This is a genomic window from Ralstonia sp. GX3-BWBA (assembly GCF_003290055.1).
Taxonomy (GTDB): Bacteria; Pseudomonadota; Gammaproteobacteria; order Burkholderiales; family Burkholderiaceae; genus Ralstonia; species Ralstonia holmesii.
In genome coordinates this window covers 264172-287291 of sequence record NZ_QMKS01000023.1, presented here as the reverse complement: position 1 = coordinate 287291, position 23120 = coordinate 264172, and the positions used below count along the sequence as shown (strand labels likewise).

20 protein-coding genes are annotated in these 23120 nt (G+C 64.8%); 11 read left to right on the top strand and 9 right to left on the bottom strand.

The features are described 5' to 3' along the window. The 11 genes from DOD19_RS22595 to DOD19_RS22545 form a co-directional block, all read left to right on the top strand. The coding region (locus DOD19_RS22595) for an integrase core domain-containing protein (RefSeq protein ID WP_162634445.1) at positions 1-558 on the top strand (558 nt) is incomplete at its 5' end. 137 nt (positions 559-695) lie between these two features. Beyond that, positions 696-2240, top strand: a complete 1545-nt coding sequence (locus tag DOD19_RS22590; RefSeq protein ID WP_024978559.1) for a PAS domain-containing methyl-accepting chemotaxis protein — start codon at positions 696-698, stop codon at positions 2238-2240. 112 nt (positions 2241-2352) lie between these two features. After that, complete coding sequence (locus DOD19_RS22585) at positions 2353-2607, top strand: GlsB/YeaQ/YmgE family stress response membrane protein (RefSeq protein ID WP_004627540.1); 255 nt, start codon at positions 2353-2355, stop codon at positions 2605-2607. A gap of 161 nt (positions 2608-2768) precedes the next feature. After that, positions 2769-3062, top strand: a complete 294-nt coding sequence (locus DOD19_RS22580; protein ID WP_024978560.1) for a hypothetical protein — start codon at positions 2769-2771, stop codon at positions 3060-3062. 384 nt (positions 3063-3446) lie between these two features. After that, complete coding sequence (locus DOD19_RS22575) at positions 3447-4769, top strand: MFS transporter (RefSeq protein WP_112188235.1); 1323 nt, start codon at positions 3447-3449, stop codon at positions 4767-4769. 21 nt (positions 4770-4790) lie between these two features. Further along, on the top strand, positions 4791-7346 hold the full coding sequence (nirB, locus tag DOD19_RS22570) for a nitrite reductase large subunit NirB (protein WP_112188233.1): 2556 nt from the start codon (positions 4791-4793) through the stop codon (positions 7344-7346). 26 nt (positions 7347-7372) lie between these two features. Next, complete coding sequence (gene nirD, locus DOD19_RS22565; protein WP_024978563.1) at positions 7373-7711, top strand: nitrite reductase small subunit NirD; 339 nt, start codon at positions 7373-7375, stop codon at positions 7709-7711. 106 nt (positions 7712-7817) lie between these two features. Next, positions 7818-9050 (top strand): FAD-dependent oxidoreductase, encoded by a 1233-nt coding sequence (locus tag DOD19_RS22560; protein WP_112188231.1) that lies wholly within the window; start codon positions 7818-7820, stop codon positions 9048-9050. A gap of 32 nt (positions 9051-9082) precedes the next feature. Then, positions 9083-11848 carry a nitrate reductase gene (locus tag DOD19_RS22555; RefSeq protein ID WP_112188229.1) on the top strand — a complete coding sequence of 922 codons (2766 nt, stop codon included), beginning with the start codon at positions 9083-9085 and terminating at the stop codon, positions 11846-11848. 110 nt (positions 11849-11958) lie between these two features. Next, complete coding sequence (locus DOD19_RS22550; RefSeq protein WP_112188227.1) at positions 11959-12573, top strand: DUF2239 family protein; 615 nt, start codon at positions 11959-11961, stop codon at positions 12571-12573. Next, positions 12570-13937 carry an MATE family efflux transporter gene (locus DOD19_RS22545; RefSeq protein WP_112188225.1) on the top strand — a complete coding sequence of 456 codons (1368 nt, stop codon included), beginning with the start codon at positions 12570-12572 and terminating at the stop codon, positions 13935-13937. Before DOD19_RS22550 ends, DOD19_RS22545 begins: the two co-directional genes overlap by 4 nt. Before the next feature lie 52 nt (positions 13938-13989). Here DOD19_RS22545 and DOD19_RS22540 read toward each other — a convergent pair whose 3' ends face one another. The 9 genes from DOD19_RS22540 to DOD19_RS22500 form a co-directional block, all read right to left on the bottom strand. Further along, entirely contained in the window at positions 13990-15636 is a 1647-nt protein-coding gene (locus tag DOD19_RS22540) for a fatty acid--CoA ligase (RefSeq protein WP_112188223.1), read from the bottom strand. 47 nt (positions 15637-15683) lie between these two features. Next, positions 15684-16001 (bottom strand): Rieske 2Fe-2S domain-containing protein, encoded by a 318-nt coding sequence (locus DOD19_RS22535; protein WP_112188261.1) that lies wholly within the window; start codon positions 15999-16001, stop codon positions 15684-15686. Between the two features lie 5 nt (positions 16002-16006). Further along, positions 16007-16732 (bottom strand): DsbA family oxidoreductase, encoded by a 726-nt coding sequence (locus tag DOD19_RS22530; RefSeq protein ID WP_112188221.1) that lies wholly within the window; start codon positions 16730-16732, stop codon positions 16007-16009. Beyond that, positions 16719-17294 carry an alpha/beta hydrolase gene (locus DOD19_RS22525; protein ID WP_024978571.1) on the bottom strand — a complete coding sequence of 192 codons (576 nt, stop codon included), beginning with the start codon at positions 17292-17294 and terminating at the stop codon, positions 16719-16721. The genes DOD19_RS22530 and DOD19_RS22525 overlap by 14 nt, the downstream gene beginning before the upstream one ends. Positions 17295-17386: 92 nt before the next feature. Continuing rightward, on the bottom strand, positions 17387-18520 hold the full coding sequence (locus tag DOD19_RS22520; RefSeq protein WP_112188219.1) for a porin: 1134 nt from the start codon (positions 18518-18520) through the stop codon (positions 17387-17389). A 57-nt stretch (positions 18521-18577) separates the two neighbouring features. After that, positions 18578-19426, bottom strand: a complete 849-nt coding sequence (locus DOD19_RS22515) for a TauD/TfdA family dioxygenase (RefSeq protein WP_024978573.1) — start codon at positions 19424-19426, stop codon at positions 18578-18580. 9 nt (positions 19427-19435) lie between these two features. Beyond that, positions 19436-20416 carry a quinone oxidoreductase gene (locus DOD19_RS22510; protein ID WP_112188217.1) on the bottom strand — a complete coding sequence of 327 codons (981 nt, stop codon included), beginning with the start codon at positions 20414-20416 and terminating at the stop codon, positions 19436-19438. A 131-nt stretch (positions 20417-20547) separates the two neighbouring features. Beyond that, entirely contained in the window at positions 20548-21888 is a 1341-nt protein-coding gene (locus DOD19_RS22505) for an MFS transporter (protein ID WP_112188215.1), read from the bottom strand. Between the two features lie 71 nt (positions 21889-21959). Beyond that, the gene (locus DOD19_RS22500; RefSeq protein WP_024978576.1) at positions 21960-23015 is read right to left on the bottom strand and encodes a 3-keto-5-aminohexanoate cleavage protein; all 1056 of its coding nucleotides are present in this window, start codon (positions 23013-23015) and stop codon (positions 21960-21962) included. Positions 23016-23120: the final 105 nt, after the last annotated feature.

Below are 23120 nucleotides of genomic sequence, written 5' to 3'. Positions count from 1 at the left end.
GCGACGGATCACGCCGACCATGCGGCCCATCTGGTCAAGCGCACCGCGCTGGCCGAGGGCATCCACGCGATGGCGGCCAAGCCGGTGCTGCACGGCGACAACGGCTCGACCTTCAAGGCAACCACCGTGCTGGCGATGCTGCACTGGCTGGGGATCGACCCGTCGTATTCGCGCCCTCGCGTGAGCAATGACAACCCGTATGTGGAGAGCCTGTTTCGCACCGCCAAGTACCGGCCCGAGTTCCCTGCCGGCGGCTTCGTCGACCTGGACCATGCTCGCGGCTGGGCGGCCGAGTTCGTGCGTTGGTACAACCACGCGCACCGCCACAGCGGCATCGGCTACGTGACGCCGGCGCAGCGCCACGCCGGCACTGACCGCCACATCCTGCAGGCTCGGCATGAGCTGTACCTTCGGGCGCGGCAAAGCAATCCGGGCCGCTGGTCTGGAGAAACCCGCAACTGGCGTCGCATCGACGTGGTGGCCCTCAACCCCGAGCGCGAAGCGACCGTTTGCGCCGGCGAACTTCCAGGAGGCAACAAAGAACGACTGGCTGCGTGATTCAGGCGACAACTACCTTGACACGCACCGGAACGGATTGGGATCTGGTGAGCGCAAAAAAAGGGTATTCGGTCTTAATAAATCCAGTTATGTGCCGATAATCCGTTGCGAAGTAAATCATCAAAGGAGATCCCCCCATGCGTGTCAACGAACCTGTCACCCAGCGCGAATACGAGTTCCCCGACAACGCCACGCTCATGTCGACCACCGACACCCAAAGCTACATCGCCTATGCGAATGCAGCGTTTGTGGAGGTGAGCGGCTTTTCCCGCGAAGAGATTGAAGGCCAGCCACATAACATCGTGCGCCACCCGGATATGCCAACCGAGGCATTTGCCGATATGTGGGCCACGCTCAAGGCGGGGCAGCCATGGACGGCGCTGGTCAAGAACCGTCGCAAGAACGGCGACCATTATTGGGTGCGTGCCAACGCCACGCCCGTGGTGCGTAACGGACGGGCCAGCGGCTATATGTCGGTACGCACCAAGCCCACGCGCGAGGAGATCGCGGCGGCCGAGGCGCTCTATAAGGATTTCCGCGCCGGCCAGGCGGGTAACCGCAAGTTTCACAAGGGCCTGATCGTGCGAACTGGGTTGATGGCCTGGCGTTCGGTGTTTCAGGTGATGCCGGTGCGCTGGCGCATCCGGCTCACTTTTCTTACATTGCTGCCCGCGTTGCTGGCCACGGCGTGGGCGTTTGGCCTCTCCGGTGCGGCGCTCGGCGGTTTTGCCGGTGCGTTGCTCGTGGCCCTGGCGCTGGCCTCGTGGTCATTGAAGGTGCAGATCGCCACGCCGCTTGAAAAGCTTCAGGAACTTGCGCTGAGCGTGGCCTCGGGCGAGAGCCGGAAAGTCGCCATCGCAGACCGCGTGGACGAGATCGGCATGACGCTGCGCACGATCAGCCAGCTCGGGCTGATGTTCCGCTGGTTGATCGACGACGTGGCAGAGCAGGTCATCAATGTGCAATCGGCCAGCCAGGAGATCGCCAAGGGCAACGGCGACATCAACACCCGCACCGAGCAGGCTGCCGCGAGCCTGGAAGAAACCTCCAGCTCCATGACGCAGATGACCGCCACGGTGGCCAGCAATGCCGAAACGGCTGGGCAGGCAAACACGTTGTCGAGTGTGGCTACGCAGGCGGCGGTCAATGGCGGCCGTGCGATGGAGCAGGTCGTGGCCACCATGAGCGCCATCACGCAGAGTGCCAAGCAGATTGCCGACATCATCGGCGTGATCGACAGCATTGCCTTTCAGACCAACATCCTGGCGCTCAATGCGGCCGTGGAGGCGGCGCGCGCCGGCGAACAAGGGCGAGGTTTTGCTGTCGTGGCGGGCGAGGTGCGTGCGCTTGCGCAGCGCAGCGCCGGTGCAGCCAAGGAGATCAAGGAGCTGATCGGCACCAGCGTCGACAAGGTCGAATCGGGCTCGCGGCTGGTGGACGATGCCGGCAAGACCATGGACGACATCGTCGAGCAGGTCAAAAAGGTCTCCACCATGATTGCCGACATCAGCCTGGCAACGGCGCAGCAGACCGACGGCATCACGCAGGTCAGCCAGGCGGTCAACCATCTGGATCAGGTCACGCAGGAGAACGCCACGCTGGTCGGCCAGAGCGCGGCGGCGGCCGAGGGCCTGCGCATTCAGGCTACGCGCCTGGTGGAGGCGGTCAACGTGTTCCGTTGAGCACGATGCAATTGCAAAAACCGTGTGAGCGCCACATCGCGATTGTGCTGTCTTCGCCTACTATGCCTGTGCGGTAACGTCCCTCAAAACGCACATTCTTTGGAGCGCGAACATGGCCTCACACGGTTTGATTGCCTGGTTGATCATCGGCGCGGTGGCGGGTTGGCTGGCCGGCATCCTGGTCAAGGGTGGTGGTTTCGGCATCTTCGTCGACATCGTGGTCGGCATCGTCGGTGCCTTCATCGGCGGATGGCTGGCGGGGGTGCTGGGCATCTCGCTGGGCGGCGGGTGGATCGGCTCGATCATCACGGCGGTGATCGGTGCGGTGATCCTGCTGTTCATCATTCGGCTGATCAAGCGCGCATAGCGCAAGGCAGCACCAGACCCAAGAACGGCGGTGGATGCGGATGTCATCCAACCGCCGGATTTCAACATGCACCTCATCACCTAGACTGGTTGAACCAAGGGCAGTCGCGCCACGCCACAAGCACCAGCGCGGCCGGTACACGCTAACCCAGCGAGGCCACCATGTCTGACCAGCTCATCACCGCACCGCAAGAACTCTACGAAGGGTTCGAGATCCACGTTGTGCCAAGCCCGACGCGGGCAAACTCCACGCGCTACACCTACACCGGCTACGTGTGCCACCCCGGCGCCGATCCGCAGTTGCCTGGTCACGTCGTGCCCTTTCATGCCGACGGGGACGACACCTTCCGCAGCCCCGAAGAGGCCATGGAGGAAGCCGTGCACGTGGCGCGCAGCATTGTCGACGGGACGCACCCGGATCTGTCGGTGCTGTCGATCGTGACGCACGGCTACTGACGCCGATACCGGATCCGGCGCTTTCCTCCCAAGCAGTCCTCCACGTGGCGTGCCGGTCGCCCTAGGCGGCCGCCGACGCATTTGCTGTGCCGCACCATCCCGAATCGCATCTGCACCGAAACCGTGCGATGTAGTGCTCGCGCATGAGGCACGCGCACCGGCCGATTTCGAGCTCATTTCCTGCAAACCGCTATAACACAAGGCTTTGCGCGCCTGGCATACCTGTTGCATAGCAACATTGCGCGGGTCAAAGGCGATCCGTGCTCTTCGTGGTGAAGGCCCTGGTGCTCAGGGCTACTTGGACAACGGCGTCCCAGACCCTGGCTAGTGCAGTCGGGTTCTCGGACGCCTTTCTTTTTTTTCGGCCCCTGATTGGGATTCAACATGACCGGCAAAGCCACCCGAATCGACCTGTTCAGCCTGCGTACGCCGCAGATGCGCGCCTTCCATCTGACGTGGCTCGCGTTCTTCGTGTGTTTCTACGCGTGGTTTGCCTGCGCGCCGCTCATGCCGGTGCTCAAGGGCGAGTTCCACCTCACGCCCGGCCAGATCGCCAACATCAACATCGCCGCGGTGGCGGTGACGATCCTGGTGCGGCTGATTGTCGGCCCGCTGTGCGACCGTTTCGGCCCGCGCAAGACCTATACCGGCCTGCTCGCGCTGGGTGCCCTCCCGGTACTGGGCGTGGCGTTGGCACAGAGCTACGAGGCCTTCCTGTTCTTCCGCCTGGCGATCGGCGCGATTGGCGCGAGCTTCGTCATCACGCAATACCACACGTCGGTCATGTTCGCGCCCAACGTGGTGGGCACGGCCAACGCGGCGGCTGCAGGCTGGGGCAATGCGGGCGGTGGTGTGGCACAAGGCACGATGCCGCTGCTGCTGACCGCCATCGTGATGATGGGCGTGACGCAGAGCATGGGCTGGCGCCTCGCCATGGTGGTGCCGGGCGTGGCGATGCTGATCGTCGCGGCGCTCTATTGGCGTTATACGCAGGACTGCCCGGAAGGCAACTACAGCGCGCTGCGCGCGGCCGGCAAGACTATCGAAGGCGGCAAGAAGGGCGGCTGGGGCAGCTTCGTGGCGGCCGCTGGCAACTACCGCGTGTGGCTGTTGTTCATCACCTACGGCGCGTGCTTTGGCGTGGAGATCTTCATCCACAACATCGCCGCCACCTATTACGTCGATCACTTTGGCCTGTCGCTGTCGGGGGCGGGCATGGCTGCGGCGAGCTTCGGTCTGCTGGCGCTGTTTGCACGCGCGCTGGGCGGCATCGTGTCGGACCGCGTGGCAGCCAAGCGCGGCCTGGATGCGCGTACTCAACTGCTGTGCGTGCTGATGGTGGGCGAGGGCCTGGGCCTGTTCGGTTTCGCCCACGCCGGCAGCGTGCCGGTGGCCATTCTCGCCATGCTCGGCTTCGGCCTGTTCACTCACATGGCATGCGGCGCCACGTATGCGCTGGTGCCGTTCATTGATCGCCGCGCCCTGGGTGGCGTGGCCGGCATCATCGGCGCGGGCGGCAACGCTGGCGCGGTGGCGGCGGGTTTCCTGCTCAAGGGTATGGCCGACACGCAAGCCACGTTGTCGGTGCTCGGCGTGTTTGTGGCGCTGTCTGCCATCTGCGCGATTGCCGTGCGCTTCTCGGCAGAACACAAGGCGCGCGAGCAAGCGCTGTACGACAACACGCTGGCCGCCGCCGGCAACGCCTAACGCAGTCAAGGAGACATCACCATGACCATGAAGATCGTCGTCATTGGCCACGGAATGGTGGGCCATAAGTTTCTGGAAAGCCTGCTGCACACACCGGGCCATCACCTTCAGGTGACGGTGCTGTGCGAAGAGCCGCGCCCCGCATACGACCGCGTGCACTTGTCGGAATTCTTCACGGGCAAGACGGCCGAAGATCTCTCGCTCGTGGCCCCGGGTTTCTTTGATCGCGATGACGTGGTGCTCAAGCTCAACGCTCGCGCCACGGCCATCGACACCATTGCCAAAACGGTAACGGCCTCCACCGGCGAGGTGCTGCCGTACGACAAGCTGGTCATCGCTTCGGGCTCGTCGCCGTTTGTGCCGCCGGTGCCGGGCAAGGACCGCAAGGACTGCTTCGTCTATCGCACCATCGAAGACCTCGAAGCGATGGCCGAATGTGGCCAGCGCGCCAAGACCGGTGTCGTCATCGGTGGCGGTCTGCTGGGCCTGGAATGCGCCAAGGCGCTGCGTGACATGAACCTGCAAACGCACGTGGTCGAGTTTGCCGGCCGCCTGATGGCCATGCAGGTGGACGACGGCGGCGGCCGTATGCTGCGCCGGAAGATCGAAGACCTGGGCGTGACCGTTCACACGCAGAAGAACACCTCGGAGATCGTCGACGGCGAAACGGCGACGCACCGCCTGAACTTTGCCGATGGCACGCACCTGGAAGCCGACATGGTCGTCTTCTCGGCTGGCATCCGCCCGCGCGATGAACTGGCGCGCGCCTGCGGGCTGGAAGTGGGCGAGCGCGGCGGCATCGTGATCGACTCCGAGTGCCGTACCTCGGCGCCGGACGTGTACGCGATTGGCGAATGCGCGCTGTGGGGCGGCAAGGTCTACGGCTTGGTTGCGCCGGGCTACGAGATGGCGCGCATCACCGCCAAGCAGATCCTGGCGGCCGACGATGTGGCAGAGTTCAGCGGCGCCGACATGAGCACCAAGCTCAAGCTGATGGGTGTGGACGTCGCCAGCCTGGGCGATGCGCAGGGCATCACGCCGGGCAGCTGCAGCGTGCAGTTCACCGACGAGCGCAAGCAGATCTACAAGAAACTGGTGGTGTCGGAAGACGGCAAGTACCTGCTGGGCGGCGTGCTGGTGGGCGATGCGGCCGAATACGGCACGCTGCTGCAGATGATGCTCAACCGCATCGAGTTGCCCGAGGCGCCGGAATTCCTGATCCTGCCGCAGGCCGATGGCAATGCGCGCCCCGCACTGGGCGTGGATGCGCTGCCCGATAGCGCGCAGATCTGCTCGTGCAACGACGTATCGAAAGGCGCGCTGTGCCAGGCCGTGTGTGCCGGCGCCACCACCGTGGGCGCGCTCAAGGATGCGACCAAGGCCGGCACCTCGTGCGGCGGCTGCGTGCCGCTCATGACGCAGGTGATGAAGGCCGAGATGAAGAAACAAGGCCTGGCCGTCAACAACCACATCTGCGAGCACTTTCCGTATTCGCGCCAGGAGTTGTATCACCTGGTGCGCGTGGGCCGTATCCAGTCGTTCGAAGGGCTGCTGGAAGCGCACGGCAGCGGCATGGGGTGCGACATCTGCAAGCCGGCCGTTGCGAGCATCCTCGCCTCGTGCTGGAACGACTTCGTACTCAAGGAAGAGCACGCCGGCCTGCAGGATTCCAACGACTACTTCCTCGCCAACATCCAGAAGGATGGGACGTACTCCGTGGTGCCGCGCATGGCGGGCGGCGAAGTGACGGCAGATGGCCTGATCGCCGTAGGACAGGTCGCCAAGAAATACGGCCTGTACACCAAGATCACCGGCGGCCAGCGTGTCGACCTGTTCGGCGCGCGTCTGGAGCAGTTGCCGCTGATCTGGGAAGAACTGATTGCGGCCGGCTTCGAGTCGGGCCATGCCTATGGCAAGTCGCTGCGCACGGTGAAATCGTGCGTGGGCTCCACATGGTGCCGATATGGCGTGGGCGATTCGGTGGGCTTTGCGGTGGCGCTGGAGAACCGCTACAAGGGCCTGCGCTCGCCGCACAAGCTGAAGTTTGGCGTGTCGGGCTGCACGCGCGAATGTGCCGAAGCGCAGGGCAAGGATGTCGGCATCATCGCTACCGAAAAAGGCTGGAACCTGTACGTGTGCGGCAACGGCGGCATGAAGCCTCGTCATGCCGAACTGCTGGCGGCAGACCTGGACCAGGAAACGCTCATCAAGTATGTCGACCGCTTCCTGATGTTCTACGTGCGCACGGCTGATCGTCTGCAACGCACCAGCACGTGGCGCGACAACCTCGAAGGCGGCCTGGATTACCTCAAGGACGTGGTCATCAACGACAAGCTGGGCATCGTCGCAGAACTCGAAGCCGACATGCAGCACGTGGTCGACACCTATCAAGACGAGTGGAAGACGGCCGTGACCAACCCCGAGGTGCGCAAGCGCTTCCGTCACTTCGTCAACAGCGAGGCGAAGGACGCGAATGTCGTGTTCGTTGAGGAGCGCGGCCAGATCCGCCCCGCCACAGTGGAAGAGCGTGCCAAAACGCGGCCCGTGCGCATTCCTGTTGTTGCTGAAGCCGCTTGAGCCGGATAGAGGAAGAGGAGGACGTCATGCAAGCATCCCGTTGGACCCCGATCTGTGCCCTGGACGACATCGTTCCCAACACCGGCGTTTGCGCGCTGGTGGAAGGCGACCAGGTTGCCGTGTTCCGTGTGGGCGGCAACACGCCGCAAAGCGTGTACGCCATCGGCAACTACGATCCGAACTCCGATGCCGCAGTGCTCTCGCGCGGGCTGGTCGGCAACCTGGGCGAGCGCATTGTCGTCGCCTCGCCCATCTACAAGCAGCATTTCGACCTGACCACCGGCGAGTGCCTGGAAGCGCCGGCCAACTCCGTGCATGCCTACGCGACCAAGGTGGAAGACGGCAAGGTCTGGGTAGCGGCATGAGCCGTAAGCGGCTGCCCTGCGCAGTGGGCAGACACACGGCGGCGCATGCCGATGGCCGCCGGCACTGAGTGAATCAAATGACCGACAACCTTCAGGAGAGGACAGCATGAACGCCAAGACCGTACGCCCCAAGCTGGTCGTCATCGGCAACGGCATGGCCGGCATGCGCACGGTCGAAGAGTTGCTCAAGCTGGCGCCGGACCTGTACGACGTGACCGTGTTCGGCGAAGAGCCGCACGGCAACTACAACCGCATCCTGCTCTCGCCCGTGCTGGCGGGTGAGAAGCAGGTTGACGACATCATGCTCAACACGCGTGAGTGGTACGACGAGAACCACATCACGCTGCATGCGGGCGACCCGGTGGTCGCTATCGACCGCCCCCGCCGCACGCTGCGCTCGCGCGACGGCGTGGAGGTGTGCTACGACCGCCTGCTGATCGCCACCGGCTCGCGGCCGTTCATCCTGCCGGTGCGGGGGCACCTGCTGCCGGGCGTGATCGCCTTCCGCGACATTCAAGACGTGGAGACGATGCTGGAGGCGGCCCGCAATCACCGGCACGCGGTCGTCATCGGCGGTGGCCTGCTTGGGCTGGAAGCTGCCAACGGCCTGATGCGCCAGGGCATGGACGTGACCGTGGTGCACCTGCCCGACAGCCTGATGGAGCGCCAGCTCGACAAGCCGGCCGCCAAGCTGTTGCAGAAGGCGCTGGAGGCCAAGGGCCTGCGCTTCCTGCTGGGCGCGCACACGGCGGAGCTGCTTGGCACCGACCGCGTGACCACCGTCCGCTTCAAGGACGGCACTGAGATTCCCGCCGACCTCGTCGTCATGACTGCCGGCGTACGGCCGAACATTGAGCTTGCCAAGGCCGCCGGCCTGCATTGCGAACGCGCCATCATCGTCGACGACACGCTGCAGACCTACGACCCGCGCATCTACGCTGTGGGCGAATGCGTGCAGCACCGCAGCGCAACGTTCGGTCTCGTTGCACCGATCTGGGACCAGGCCCGTGTGTGTGCCGCGCACCTGGCTGGCGCCGGACACCGCCGCTATATCCAGCAGGCCACGGCGACCAAGCTGAAGGTCACGGGCGTGGACTTGTATTCCGCTGGCGATTTCATCGGCGGCGACGGCACCGAAGACATCGTGCTGCGCGACCCGCGCCGCGGCGTCTACAAGCGCCTTGTGCTGAAGGAAGACCGCATCGTCGGCGCGGTACTGTACGGGGATGTGGCCGATGGCCCGTGGTACTTCGACATGATCCAGCGCCAGACCCCCATCACACCGATTCGCCAGCGCTTGTTGTTTGGCCGCGCGCTGTGCGAAGCAGAAGCCGCCTGATCTCTGATCTGCCTGACACCCAAGGCCATCTCATGACGATGACGACCATCCCCATCCACCCGGCAGTCGATACCGCCGCCAACACGGTGCGCACCACCTGCCCGTACTGCGGCGTGGGCTGCGGCGTGCTCGCGACCCCGCAGGCGGATGGCAGTGTCGGCATTCAAGGCGATCCTACGCATCCGTCCAACGCCGGGCGCCTGTGCGTGAAAGGCTCGGCGCTGGGCGAGACCGTCAGCCTGGACGGGCGGCTGCTATACCCGGCCATGCGCCATCGCTCGCATGATGTGGATGCTGCGCAGCTCACCAAGCCGGCGCCATTGCAACGCGTCTCGTGGGACACCGCGCTCGATGCCGTGGCGCAAGGTTTTCGCCGCATCGCTGAAGAGCACGGCCCGGATTCCGTGGCGCTCTACGTCTCCGGTCAGTTGCTGACCGAGGACTACTACGTCGCCAACAAGCTGATGAAGGGCTTTATCGGCACGGCCAACATCGATACCAACTCGCGGCTGTGCATGTCGTCGGCCGTGGCCGGGCACAAGCGCGCGTTTGGCGAAGACCTCGTGCCGGTCTGCTACGACGATCTGGAAACGGCAGACCTCGTCGTGCTGGTGGGCTCCAACACGGCGTGGTGCCACCCGATCCTGTTCCAGCGCATCGTGCGCGCCAAAGAAGCGCGGCCTGAGATGAAGGTGGTGGTGGTTGACCCGCGCCACACGGCCACGTGCGAGCTGGCCGATCTGCATCTGCCCATCAAGCCCGGCACCGATGTGTGGCTGTTCAATGGCCTGCTGTCGTTCCTCTCGCGGCGCGGTGTGGTTGACCGCAACTTCGTCACGCAGCACACCAACGGCCCGGACGCTGCCCTGGAAGCCGCCGGCACCGAGAGCCACGACGTCGAAGCTGTTGCCAAGGCCTGCAAGCTCAAGCTCGACGATCTGCTGACGTTCTACAACTGGTTTGCCGAGACCGAGCGCACCATCACCGCGTTTTCGATGGGCGTCAACCAATCGACGGCGGGTACGGACAAGGTCAACAGCATCATCAACTGCCATCTGCTCACGGGCCGCATCGGCCGCGCGGGCATGGGGCCGTTTTCGATTACTGGCCAACCGAATGCGATGGGCGGGCGCGAAGTGGGCGGTCTTGCCAACATGCTGGCCGCGCACATGGAACTGAACGAGCCTTCGCATCGTGACCTCGTGCAGACGTTCTGGGGCGCACCGCGCATGGCCGACAAGGTGGGCCTCAAGGCGGTCGATCTATTCAACGCCATTGAAGACGGGCGCATCAAGGCCGTGTGGATCATGGGGACCAACCCCGTGGTCAGCCTGCCCGATGCTGACCAGGCGCGCCGTGCGTTGGCCAAGTGCGAGCTCGTCGTTGCCTCCGACATCGTTGAAGCCACCGACACCACCGTTCTGGCCGACATCCTGCTGCCCGCGCTGGGCTGGGGAGAGAAAGACGGCACCGTGACGAACTCCGAGCGCCGCATCTCGCGCCAGCGCGCCTTTCTGCCCGCACCCGGCGAGGCACGCGCCGACTGGGACATCATCGCCGACGTTGCCCGCCGCATGGGTTACGACGGCTTCGACTTCAAGAGCCCGGGCGATGTGTTCGATGAACACGCACGCCTGTCCGCCTACGCCAACGATGCGAGCGGCACGCGTCGCGCCTTCCATCTGGGCGGCCTGACGGGGCTCGATACCGATGCATACAACGGCATGTCGCCGGTGCAATGGCCCATCGCAACGTCGGGCAACAGCGAAGCGCGCCTCTTCAGCGATGGCCGTTTCGCTCACCCCGATGGCCGCGCGCGTTTCGTGCCGACGCCTGCCCGTGCGCCCGCGCATGTGGCAGATGGCGAATATCCGCTCATCCTCAACACCGGCCGCGTGCGCGACCAATGGCACACCATGACGCGCACCGGCCGCGCGCCCAAGCTGGCGGACCACGTGCCCGAACCGTTTGTCGATCTGCACCCGCACGATGCGCTGCTGGCCGGCGTGCGCGAAGGCAACCTGGCGCGCGTGTCATCGCGCTGGGGCAGTGTGGTGGCACGCGTGCGCATGACGGGCGGCATCGCGCGCGGCAGCGTGTTCGTACCGATCCACTGGAACGGCCAGTTTGCTTCCGATGCGCGCGTGGGCGCGGTCGTCAATCCGGTGGTCGACCCGGTGTCGGGCGAGCCTGAGTTCAAGCACACGCCGGTGATGGTCGAGCCGTTCGATGTGGCGTGGCACGGCTTTGTCCTCTCGCGCCGCGCACTCGACACCGACGATGCAACTTGGTGGACGCGCATTCAAGGCAAGCAGTTCGTGCGCTATGAGCTTGCCGGCCGCCAGCATCTTGGCTCCGTACACGATTGGGCGCGCGCGCTGCTGGGCGTGACCGACCCCCATGCCGATTGGCTTGAATACGAAGACACCACCGCGCGTGTCTACCGCGCCGTGCACGTGGTGGATGACCGCATCGAAGCCTGCGTGTTTTTGTCACCGCGTCCGGACCTGCCGTCGCGCAACTGGCTCGCGGGCCTGTTCGCGCAAGAGCGCCTGGAAGACGTTGATCGCGCGGGCGTGTTGCTCGGCCAGCCGATCGAAGCGGGCGTCGACGTGGGGCCAACGGTCTGCTCGTGCTTTGGCGTGGGTCGCAACACGATCTGCGATGCCATCCGCACCAAGGGCCTGCAATCGACTGGCGAGATCACGGCCTGCCTGAAGGCGGGTGGCAATTGCGGGTCGTGCGTGCCGGAACTCAAACGGCTGCTGGTGGAGGCGCGCGTGCAGCAGGCGGCATGACCTCTGCGTCACGTTACGCGCTGCACCGCTTTTATGCCCGGGTAATATTGACAATCAATTAAACCCGGGTAGAATCCGTTCCTGTTGAAACTTCAGCAGGAGCGTTTCTCATGGATGTCGCAGCAATCCACGCGTGCACGGCGTTTGCCGGCACCCAACGCCTGGCCGGCGGTCCCGTCCGAGATGTCGCACGCGCCGTCAAGGCGCACCTCGATGCGCACCCCGAATCGCAGGTGCTTGTGTTCGACAACACCAGTGCGCACCCTGTGGAGTTCGACTTGCGCGGCACGGTTGAAGACGTGCTTGCGCGCGTCGATCGCGCCGCGCCATCTGCCGCTGAACCCGCCGAATCCGAAAGCCGCCCACGTGGCCCTGGCCGCCCCAAGCTGGGCGTGATTGCCCGCGAGGTGACCTTGCTGCCGCGCCACTGGGACTGGCTGGCCGCGCAGCCGGGCGGGGCGTCGGTTACGCTGCGCAAGCTGGTGGAAGACGCCCGCCGCGCCGCCGAAGGCGCAGACCGCCGTCGCGTTGCGCAAGAGGCGGCGTACCGCTTCATGTCTGCCATGGCCGGCAACGCCGCGGGCTTTGAAGACGCCACGCGCGCCTTGTTTGCCGCAGATGCCATGGCGTTCCAATCCCTGACCCAATCCTGGCCCGCCGACGTGCGCGACTTTGCGCGCGAACTGGCGAGCCGGGCATTCCATCCTCAACAGGAGGCTGCATGACAGCGCCTGCTGCTCGCCCGTTGTGGCGAACATTCATTGCATTCCTCGGCCCGCTGATCCTGGCAAACATCCTGCAATCGTTGTCGGGCACGCTCAACAACGTCTATGTCGGACACATGCTGGGCGTGAAGGCGCTTGCTGCGGTGTCGGCATTCTTCCCGATCCTGTTTTTCTTCATCGCCTTCATCATCGGGCTGGGGTCGGGGGCGGCAGTGTTGATCGGGCAAGCCTGGGGCGCCAAGAAGCCCGAGGCGGTCAAGACCGTTGCAGGGACAACGCTGTCGGTGGGCTTCATCGTCGGGCTGGCTGTGGCGCTGCTGGGCGGCCCGTTTGCAAACGCGCTGCTGGGCTGGCTCGGCACGCCGGCCGACATCCTGCAAGACGCTACGCTCTACGCCAGCGTCATGCTCTATGCCATGCCAGGGCTGTTCGTCTACCTGCTTGCCACAGCGATGATGCGCGGCGTGGGCGACACGCGCACGCCGCTGCGCACCCTGGCGCTGTCGACGTCGATTGGGCTGGTGCTGACACCGACCTTCATTCGCGGCTGGTTCGGCTTGCCGCAACTGGGTGTGGCAAGCGGCGCCGTGGCCACCATCATCTCGTTCACGGTGGCGCTGGTGTGGCTCGCCTTCTTCCTGCGCCGGCGCAATCATCCGCTCGCGCCGGATGCCGTGTTGGCGCGGCACCTGTGGGTCGATTTTGGGGTACTCAAAACCGTGCTGAAGATCGGCGTGCCGACGGGCGTGCAGCTTGTGGTGATCTCGATTGCCGAGCTGGCGCTGCTGTCATTCGTCAACGGCTTCGGCTCCGACGCGACGGCCGCTTACGGCGCCGGCACGCAGATCATCAGCTACGTGCAGTTTCCCGCCATGTCGATTGCGATTACGGCGTCCATCCTCGGGGCGCAGGCCATCGGCTCGGGCAATACGGAGCGGCTTGACGCCATCACGCGCACCGGGCTGTGGCTCAACGTGGCCATTACCGGCGTGCTGGTGGTGATGGCGTTGCTGTTCTCGCGCGCTGTCATCGGCTGGTTCACCACGAACACGGAAGTGATGAGCCTTGCCCAGAGCCTGCTGCATATCTCGCTGTGGAGCTCGGTCATCTTTGGCATGGCGAGCGTCTTCTCGGGCGTGATGCGCTCAAGCGGCACGGTGCTGGCGCCCACGGCCATTTCTATCCTGGCCATTGCGGCGGTGGAAGTGCCAGTGGCCTGGGTGTTGAGCCGACACATCGGCACAGACGGCATCTGGGCGGCATACCCGGCCACCTTTCTTGCCATGTTCGTGATGCAGGGGCTGTATTACGCGCTCGTGTGGCGCCGCCGCGCGCAGCGGTTCGGCATCCGCCGCATGGTTTGACGACACTGCCGCCGGCTGCCACAGGTGCGGCCGGCGGTGGAGCGCGTGTGGGTTACGCCGCGTTCTCGCGCAGGGCCTTCTTGTTGATCTTGCCAACGCTCGTCTTCGGAATCTCCGCCACGAAGGCGATACGGTCCAGTTCCGGCACGGCGTATTTGCTGATGCGCTTGGCTTCAGCGTGTGCCAGCAGGCAATCGCGGATGGCCTCAGCCTTCAGGCGTACCCCCGGCTTGCCGACGACAAACGCCATCGGCCGTTCGCCCCACTTCGCGTCGCGCACGCCAATGACAGCGCTCTCTTGCACGCCCGGCACCTGGGCAATCAGGCTTTCCACTTCAATGGACGACACCCACTCGCCGCCGGTCTTGATCACGTCCTTGATGCGGTCGACGATCTGCACAAAGCCATCGGGCGTCATGACGGCAATGTCCTGCGTGTGCAGGTAGCCACCGGCCCACAGCTCTTCTGATGCTGCCGGCTTGTTGAAGTAGCCCTGCGTGAGGTACGGCGTACGCAGCACGATCTCGCCCTGGTGCTTGCCGTCGTGCGGTACATCGCGCAGATGCTCGTCGACGATGCGCAATTCGGCCAGCGGCACCGGGCGCCCCGTCGCGCAGCGCATGCGGATCTCTTCCTGCCGGTCTGCGGGCTTGCGGCCCGGCGGCAGTTGCGCCAGCGCAACCACGGGGCCGGTTTCCGACATGCCATAACCCGCAAATACGTCAATGCCGCGATCAAGCGCTGACTCGCAGAGCGCCGGAGACAACGCCGAGCCGCCAATAAGGACCTTCCACCCCGACAGATCGTGCATGCCGCCTTCCGCCGCCTGCAGCAGCATCTGCAGCAGCGTCGGCACGCAATGCGAGAAGGTGACCCGCTCCGTCTCGTGCAGCTTGAGGAGAAGATCGGCCGCGTAGCGCCCCGGCAGGACGATCTTCAAGCCCAGCATGACGGCGATGTACGGCATGCCCCAAGCCAGGACGTGGAACATCGGTGTGATGGGCATGTACACGTCTTCGCGGTGCAGGCGCTGGCCATCGCGCGGTGCGCACAACGTCGTGGCAGTCGCCATGGTGTGCAGCACGATGTCGCGGTGGCTGTAGCTCACGCCCTTCGGGTCACCGGTCGTGCCGGTCGTGTAGAAGGTTGCGGCGCGCGTGCGTTCGTCGAAGTCGGCAAATGCAAAATCGGGCGAGGCGTGGGCGAGCAGCGCCTCGTACTCGCCTGCCACCGGCAGCGTGGTGTGCGGCATGGGCGCGTTGTCGGCCAGCACCACAACGTGGCGCACGTTCGTCAGTCCGTCCCAGATCTCTTCGAGCAGCGGCACGAAGTCGGCGTGTACCAGCACGACCTCGGCCTGTGCATCGTTGAGCGTGTAGAGAATCTGCTGGGCAGAGAGCCGCACGTTCACGGTGAACAGCGTTGCGCCCATCATCGGCACGCCAAAGTAGCACTCGAGGTAGCGGTGGCTGTCCCAGTCCATGACGGCCACGGTCGAGCCATGTTGGACCGCCAGCGTGCTCAGTGCCGACGCGAGCCGGCCGATGTGTTCCCGAAACGTGCGATAGCTGTAGCGCAGCGCACCGCGATAGGTGATTTCCTGTTCGCCGTAGAGACATTGCGCATTGGTCAGCAAGTGCTTGACGAGCAGCGGATACGTGTACGCCGAAGGTGTTGGGGTGATGAGGTTCGCATGCATGTTGAGTGGTCTCGTTCGGTGTGCAGGTTCGTATCGCGCGTGGCGAATCAACTGGCGTCTTCGAGCTGGATGACGACGTGGCCGTCGGTCTCCTGAACGGGGTAGGTTTTCAGGCACAAGCCGCCGGACCCGGGCGTGCAGCCGGTGGCGAGATCGAAGCGCAGGCCATGCGCCGGACACTGCAATACGTTGCCGGCAAGACGGCCCGAGGCCAGCGATGCGCCGTTGTGCGGGCAACTGTTGTCGATGGCATGAAGCCGGCCTTCGACGTTGAACAGGACGACGCTGCGACCGTTGACGAAGACGAGCTTGCGTTCTCCGGCGCCCAGCTCGCCGGACGAAGCCACGGTGACATTGCACGCCATGGTGTTCACTGCGCTTCCTCTTGCGATTGCAGTGGCGATAGCGACAGCGACAGCGCGTTCTGCATGGCGCGCACCAGCGTGCTTGCCGGATGCGCACCCGAGATCGCCACGTTCGAGTTGAAGATGAAATACGGCACTCCTGACACGGTCACGCCGCGGCCCACTGGTTTGCAAACGCTGGGCGGGCACACTGCGGGCGCCATGGCCGTGGCAAGGTTGTGCTCGAACTCCAGGCGCTGCAGCACGTCTTCGTTGCCGATGTCGGCACCTTCCAAAAAATAGGCGCTGAAGATGTGTTCGATGAGCTGAGCTGGCTGTCCGCCCGCGTCGACCCGGCGATATTTCCGAACCACACCGTGCGCGCGCTCGGTATTGGGCAGGACATTGATGCGTGTGAAATCGAAGTCGATGCCGGCCGCTTGCCCGGCGCGCTGCACCTGAGCACGCCGCATCGATACGGCAGTGGGGCTGCCGAGGCGGCTGAGGTAAAACGCCTGGTACGGCAGGCCTTCGGCCGGGGTGTCCGGCAGCAGCGGATACGGGCGCCACCGCACCTTGGTCTTCACCTCCGGATGCAGCATCGCGAACGTGCGCAGCGCGCTGGCCAGATGGCGCGTACCGATCCAGCACCACGGACAGATGAAGTCGAAGAAAACATCGACGGTGAGCTTGGTGCGTGGGTGGATTGCGCCGCGCGGACTTGCCTGCATGGACCGGTCAATCGAGTTCATGGATCAGGGCTTCCGCCATGGGCCACGGGCCGAAGCCGGCGGCGGGATTCAGATGACCGACGTCCCCCAGATCGACCAGACGGCTGCCCCAGTCGGCCGCCATGCCGGCCACGCGCTCGAACGATGCCAGCGGATCGTTCCGACTGGCGGCGACGACGCTTGGAAACGGCAGCGGACGCCGGGGGCAGGGCAGCCAGCCATTTTTCTGCAGCACGTCCTGCGTGGGATAGCCCGACGGCAACTGCGTGTCGAGATCGGCCGGGGTGGCCAGCAGGGCGCCGTGGATCTTGCGCGCGTGCCGCTTGGCCCAATGCACGGTGATCATCACGCCTGCGCTATGCGCCACCAGGATCACCGGCCCTTCGATTGCGCTGACGGCCTTGTCCAAGGCCACTACCCTTGCCGCGCAGCTCAACTTGTCGGCTTCCAGCGGCGGGACTGACGCAGCCTTGTGGCCTGCAGCCCGGAGTTTGGCTTCGAGCAACGTCTGCCAGTGTTCGGCCACGTGGTCGCGCAGGCCGGGCACCATGAGGATGGTGGGAGAAGGGTTGGACAACGTCATGATGAAACGCCATGAAGAAAAAACGAGGAGGTCACCCTCCTCGAATGCCGACAGGGGAGACGGCGGAGTCCGCCTCCCGTGGTGTGGGCCGCTCAGAATTTGTGGCGAATACCGACGGCCGCGCCGAGCATGCTGGTCTTGCCGGTAGCCAGGCCGTAGCCGGTGGCGTTGAGGTCCACCGTGGCCTGGTCGAGCGCCAGGCCCGCGTTGCGCGCATAGGCCGTGGTCAGGTACAGATCGGTGCGCTTGGAAAGGGTGTAGTCGGCAATGAACGCGACCTGCCACGGGTTGGCCTGCGTGGACGGCGCGCTGTTGATGGTCTTGATCTTCTGGTACGAGTATTCGAGCGAGAGCATCACGGCGTTTGTCGCCTGATAGTTCACGCCGGCCCAGAAGTAGTCGTCGCGCAGCGCCACACTGCCGTTGGCGTTCTTGTTCTGGCCCCAGCGGTAGCCGCCCATGACCTTGAGCACATCGCCAACGAGGTAGCTGCCCGCCAGCGCCGCCTTGCGCACGGTGCCGGAGCTGAACGCGCCACCGCCCAGCGGGGTGCTGGGGTTGTACTGGTCATACACGAGCGTGGCACCCAGCGGGCCAGCCGAGTACGCCACCCCCGCGCCGTAGCCGCTGTCGCGCCGGGCTTGGCCGGGCACCTCGCCGTTGCCGCCGCCGGTTGGGTTGGCGCTCGGGGCGCCGGTGCCGAATGACCAATGCGCCTGCGCAGTCACCGGGCCGAAGTTGCCCGTGTACATGGCGGTGTTGTCGGACCGGAAATTCACGCCGGTCTGCACTGCCGCTGGTTCGTACTGCGTGGAATACGCCATCGGCTCAAAGTTGGCCAGCAACTGGAAGAGCGTCGTGTACTGGCGGCCGAAAGTAAATTGCCCGATCGTGCTGCTCTTGAGCCCAACGTAGGCCTGGCGCCCGAACAGCCGGCCCCCTTGTTGCGATTGGCCCGTGTCGCTTGCAAATCCGCTTTCGAGCACGAACAGCGCACTTAGGCCGCCGCCAAGATCCTCCACCCCGCGCAGGCCCCAGCGCGAGCCCGACAGGCCGCCGCTTTGCATCGACACGCGGTGCCCCGAGCTGCCCGGCGTGGCACCCGCCAGGTTGGTCGCATATTCGATGTTGGTATCCACCACGCCATACAGCGTGACGCCGGATTGCGCGCAGGCCGCGCCGGCGCAGGCCAGCAGTGCAGCGGGGGCGATGTGCTTCGTCTTCATGTTGCAGGGTCTCCTCTTGGTGTTATCGCCGACGGGTCCGATGTGTCCCGACGATCGTTAGAACGGCTTGCCGCCGATGATGCCGGCGCGTTCCATCTTCCGATGGCACGGCACGTAATCCATGACCGCGTAGTGCTGCGTGGCGGTGTTGTCCCAGATGGCCACGCTGTTCGGCTTCCAGCGCCAGCGCACCTGGTATTCGGGAATGTAGGCCTGGCTGATCAGGTAGCGCAGCAGCTCAGATGCACCTACCGTGGCGTCCTGGCCGTAGCGCACGCGCGCAGGGGTGTGGTAGTTCGTGAAGTGCGTCGTGAAGCCGTTGACGTACAGCACCTTCTCGTCGGTTTCGGGGTGCGTGCGCACCACGGGGTGTTCCGGATCGGGGTACTGCGCCTTGAGTGCAAGACGCTTTTCGATGGGCATGACGGCACCAAAGCTGGCCTCGATGCTGTGGCGTGCGCGCAGGCCGGCAATGTCGCGCTTGACGTCTTCCGGCAGCTTCTCGTACGCCAGCACCATGTTGGCCCACATCGTGTCGCCGCCAACGGGCGGGCATTCCACGCAGCGCAGCACGGCGCCAAACTGCGGCGCTTCGCGCCACGTGGTGTCGGCGTGCCAACAGTTCTCGTAGCGGTCGTTCGGGTGGTCGGGCGTCTTGTAGATGCGCACGAGGCCGGGGTGCTCCGGGTCGCTACCGGCCACGGGGTGGTCTTCCAGTTCGCCAAAGCGGCGGGCAAACGCCACATGCTGCGCACGGCTCAAGTCCTGATCGCGCAGGAAGATCACGCGGTGCTTGAGCAGCGCGGTGCGGATTTCGCTGAACAGGCCTTCGTCTTCGATCGCGTCACTCAGTTGTACGCCGGTCAGCTCGGCACCCAGGGCGTTGGTCAGTTGTTCGATGCGCATGACAGCCCCTCAGATGACGAAGACGGATGAACCCGTCGTCTTGCGCGATTCGAGATCGCGGTGTGCCTGCACGGCGTCTTCCAATGCATAGCGCTGGTGGATTTCGATCTTGATGCGACCGGCGGCCACGTGATCGAACAACTCGCCGGCAAGCTCGGCCTTCTCGGCCGGATCGGCGATGTAATCGGCCAGGGCCGGGCGCGTCAGGTAAAGCGATCCCTTCATCGCCAGCAGTTGTGGGTTGAACGGCGGGATCGGGCCCGATGCCGTACCCACGCACACCATCAGGCCGCGTCCCTTGAGCGAATCGAGCGAGGCATCGAAGGTGGCCTTGCCCACGCTGTCGAACACCACGTTCACGCCCACGCCGTCGGTCAGTTCGCGCACGCGTTTTGCAACGTCGTCGTGCGCGTAGTTGATGACGTGGTCGCAGCCGTGCGCGCGGGCGATGTCGGCCTTGGCTTCGCTCGATACCGTGCCGATCACGGTCAGCCCAAGCAGCTTCGCCCACTGCGAGACGATCAGTCCCACACCGCCGGCGGCTGCATGCAGAAGGATCGTGTTGCCCTTCGCAAACGGGTAGATGCGGCGCAGCAGGTAGGCCGACGTCAGGCCGCGCATGGTCATGGCGGCGGCGGTTTCGCAGGCAATGGCTGCGGGCAGCTTGATGAGCGGCGCGGCTGGAATGAGGCGTTCGGTGCTGTACGCGCCCAGCGTGTTGATGAAGCCGGTATAGGTCACGCGATCACCCACGGCGACGTTGCTTACGCCATCGCCTACCGCTTCAACGATGCCTGCTGCTTCCACGCCCATGCCGGCGGGGCGGGGTACCGGGTAGAGGCCCGAACGGAAGTAGGTGTCGGCAAAGTTCAGGCCGACGGCTTCGTGGCGTAGACGGACCTGGCCCGGGCCGGGTTGGCCCACTTCGACGGTCTCGCAGCGCAAGACCTCGGGGCCGCCGGTTTCATGAAAGCGGACTGCGGTTGCCATGGATATCTCCTGGATTCGTCTTCAGATGTTTGGGGTGCGCGCCGCCCGCGCGGCTCGCTTGGCGAGACGCGGTCAAGGCGGGAGAGGGGTGAGATGCCTTGTGGCGGCGCGCGGTTAGCGGAGTCGGGCCGTCATGCGGAAGCCACAGCGGCTGGTGCGGCGGTGGGCGCCGCGTCGATCGATACGTTGGCCACGCGCTTGAGTTCAGCTTCGTAGCTGCGTGCGGCCAGCAAGAAGCAGCCTGCTGCAACCACGCCGAAGATCGGCATCACAGCCAGGGCGGTCTGCAGGCCCCACGCGTCGGACATGGCGCCGCCCACAAACGGCCCGATGGCCAAGCCGAACAGGTTCTGGAACAGCGAGAGCACCGCAGCTCCGGTAGAGCGGACGCCGGGGTGCACCACGTCGAACACCACGCTGGAAGCCGGGGCCACCGTGCACGTCATCAAGAAGCCGCCGAAGGCGATCAGGAGGAACTGCTGGTTGGCCGGCATGGCGGTACCAAAGGCCGTCATGAACACGAGCAGCGTGACCACCGCCAGCACAGCCACCGCAATCAGCCGGTTGCGCTGGCGGCGCGCTGCAACTACATCGGCCACCACACCCCACACGAAGGCGCCCAGGGCACCGCACAGCACCACCAGTGCGGCTTGCATGGCAGCACGGTCCGGCGGTGTCCCGTGATAGCGATTCAGGTAGCTAGGCAGCCACGCCCAGATGGTCGACACGACGATCAACTGGAAGGCTGCGCCCAGGCACGTCCACCACAGCGTGCGCGAGCTGGTGAGCGCGCCCGCAACGCGTTGCAGGAGCGTGCCTGCGGGCTGACGCACTTGCGTGCCGCCAGCTGCCATCGCCACCGTTTTGTAGTCCGGCACGAACACATAGAGCAGCGCCAGCACCAGACCCGGTATGCCCACCACGCCAAATGCTGCCTGCCAGCCCCAGCGCGCTGCAATCACGCCACCGAGCAACACGCCCAATACCGAACCGACGGATGCCGCTGCAAAGAAGGCGCCCATCAACGTGGCGCGCAGGCGCTTGGGGAACAGACTGGCAATGAGTGCCGCGCCCACCGAGCCGTAGCCGGTCTCGCCCACGCCCACGATGGCGCGCGCGGTGAAGAGCTGTCCGTAATTGCGCGTGAACATGCAGGAGATCGTTGCCAGGCTCCATACGGTGGCCATCACGACGATGCTCTTGACGCGGCTGTAGCGGTCGGCCAACAACGCCACGGGCAGGCCACCCACCGCCACCACGATCGAGATGACCGAGACGAGCGCGCCAAGTTGCTTGTCGGACAGCGCCCAGGCTGTCTTCAGATGCGGGAAAAGCGACACGATGACTTGCCGGTCGATGTAATCGAACAGCATCAGTGCAAAGGTCATTGCAAACGCAAACCACGCCTGGGGTCGGCTGACGAGATAGCCGTCGTGGTGGTCTGCGCGCGGGTCGGCGGCATGCAGATTCATGGTTGTCTCCGAGTGGCGGCGCTTGCGTTGAGCGCCGCCTGTGTTGGCCCGGTGATACGGCGGCTTCTAGTTTAGGCCGCGCGCAGCGGCAGGTTTTTCACGTTCGGGGCACGGTTGGGGGACATGCCGTTCTTCGCCAGCGTTTCTTCAACGCTGTCATATTGCACGCCGATGCGGTAGATGGCGCGCGCCTCCTTGCCGCTGGCAATCTCACGGCCCAGTTCATGCGCCACGCGCACGCACTGCTCGATCTGCTGCACGGATGTCATGCGGTTGCCGTGCTGGTCGATGATCGTGTCTTCAATGCCGCAGCGCGGGTGCAGGCCCATTGCCATGGCCATCATGTTGAAGGGCAGCACGTTCTTGAGCAGCGACTCGGCCGTCAGCGTGCAACCATCCGGCGCGCGGTGGATGAAGTTGAAGAAGTTGAACGGGTTGGGGCCGTCGAAGCCGCCGCCAATGCCGATCCACGTCAGGTTGAGCGGGCCCTTGTAGACGCCCTTGCGGACGACACGCTCCAGCGTTTCCAGCGCGTGGATGCCGGTCAACTGGAAGTGCGGTTGCACGCCGGAGGCCTGCAGACGGCGCAGGTGCTCCTCCAGCCAGGCGGGGCCGGCGGGCACGGTCATTTCTGCATAGGCTGCAGCCAGCGCCGGATTGGCCAGCGACGTGCCTTCCAGATACGCCGGATACAGCAGCTCCATGATGTTCATCTGCGTGGTGTTGACCGCCACGGTCACCTGATCGGGTGCTGGGGTCAGGTCGGCCAGCATGTGGCGCGTGTCGTCCGACAGCCACTTGGCGGCTTGCCCTTCGTCTTCGGGGGCAAAAGAAATCGAGCCGCCCACCTGGATGATCATGTCGGGCACCGCCGCACGCACGCCGGCAATCAGCTCGTTGAATTTCGAGAGCCGCTTGGAGCCCTTGCCGTCGAGTTCGCGCACGTGCAGGTGCAGCACGGTAGCGCCGGCGTTGTAGCAATCCACGGCTTTCTGCACCTGTTCTTCCATCGTGACCGGAATGTCTTCTGGAAAATCTTCCGGCATCCATTCCGGGCCGTACGGCGCAACGGTAATGACGACTTTGTCCTGGTTTTCAGGGTGCAGCGAATCATCGAGGAATTGCATGTTGGGGGCTCCTGTAGGGGATGTCTCGGCTGGACTTCACTATAGGGAAGCGGTAGCTTTGAATTTCTCAATTGGCGCCAAGTTTTTCTCTTTACGCGCCATTCC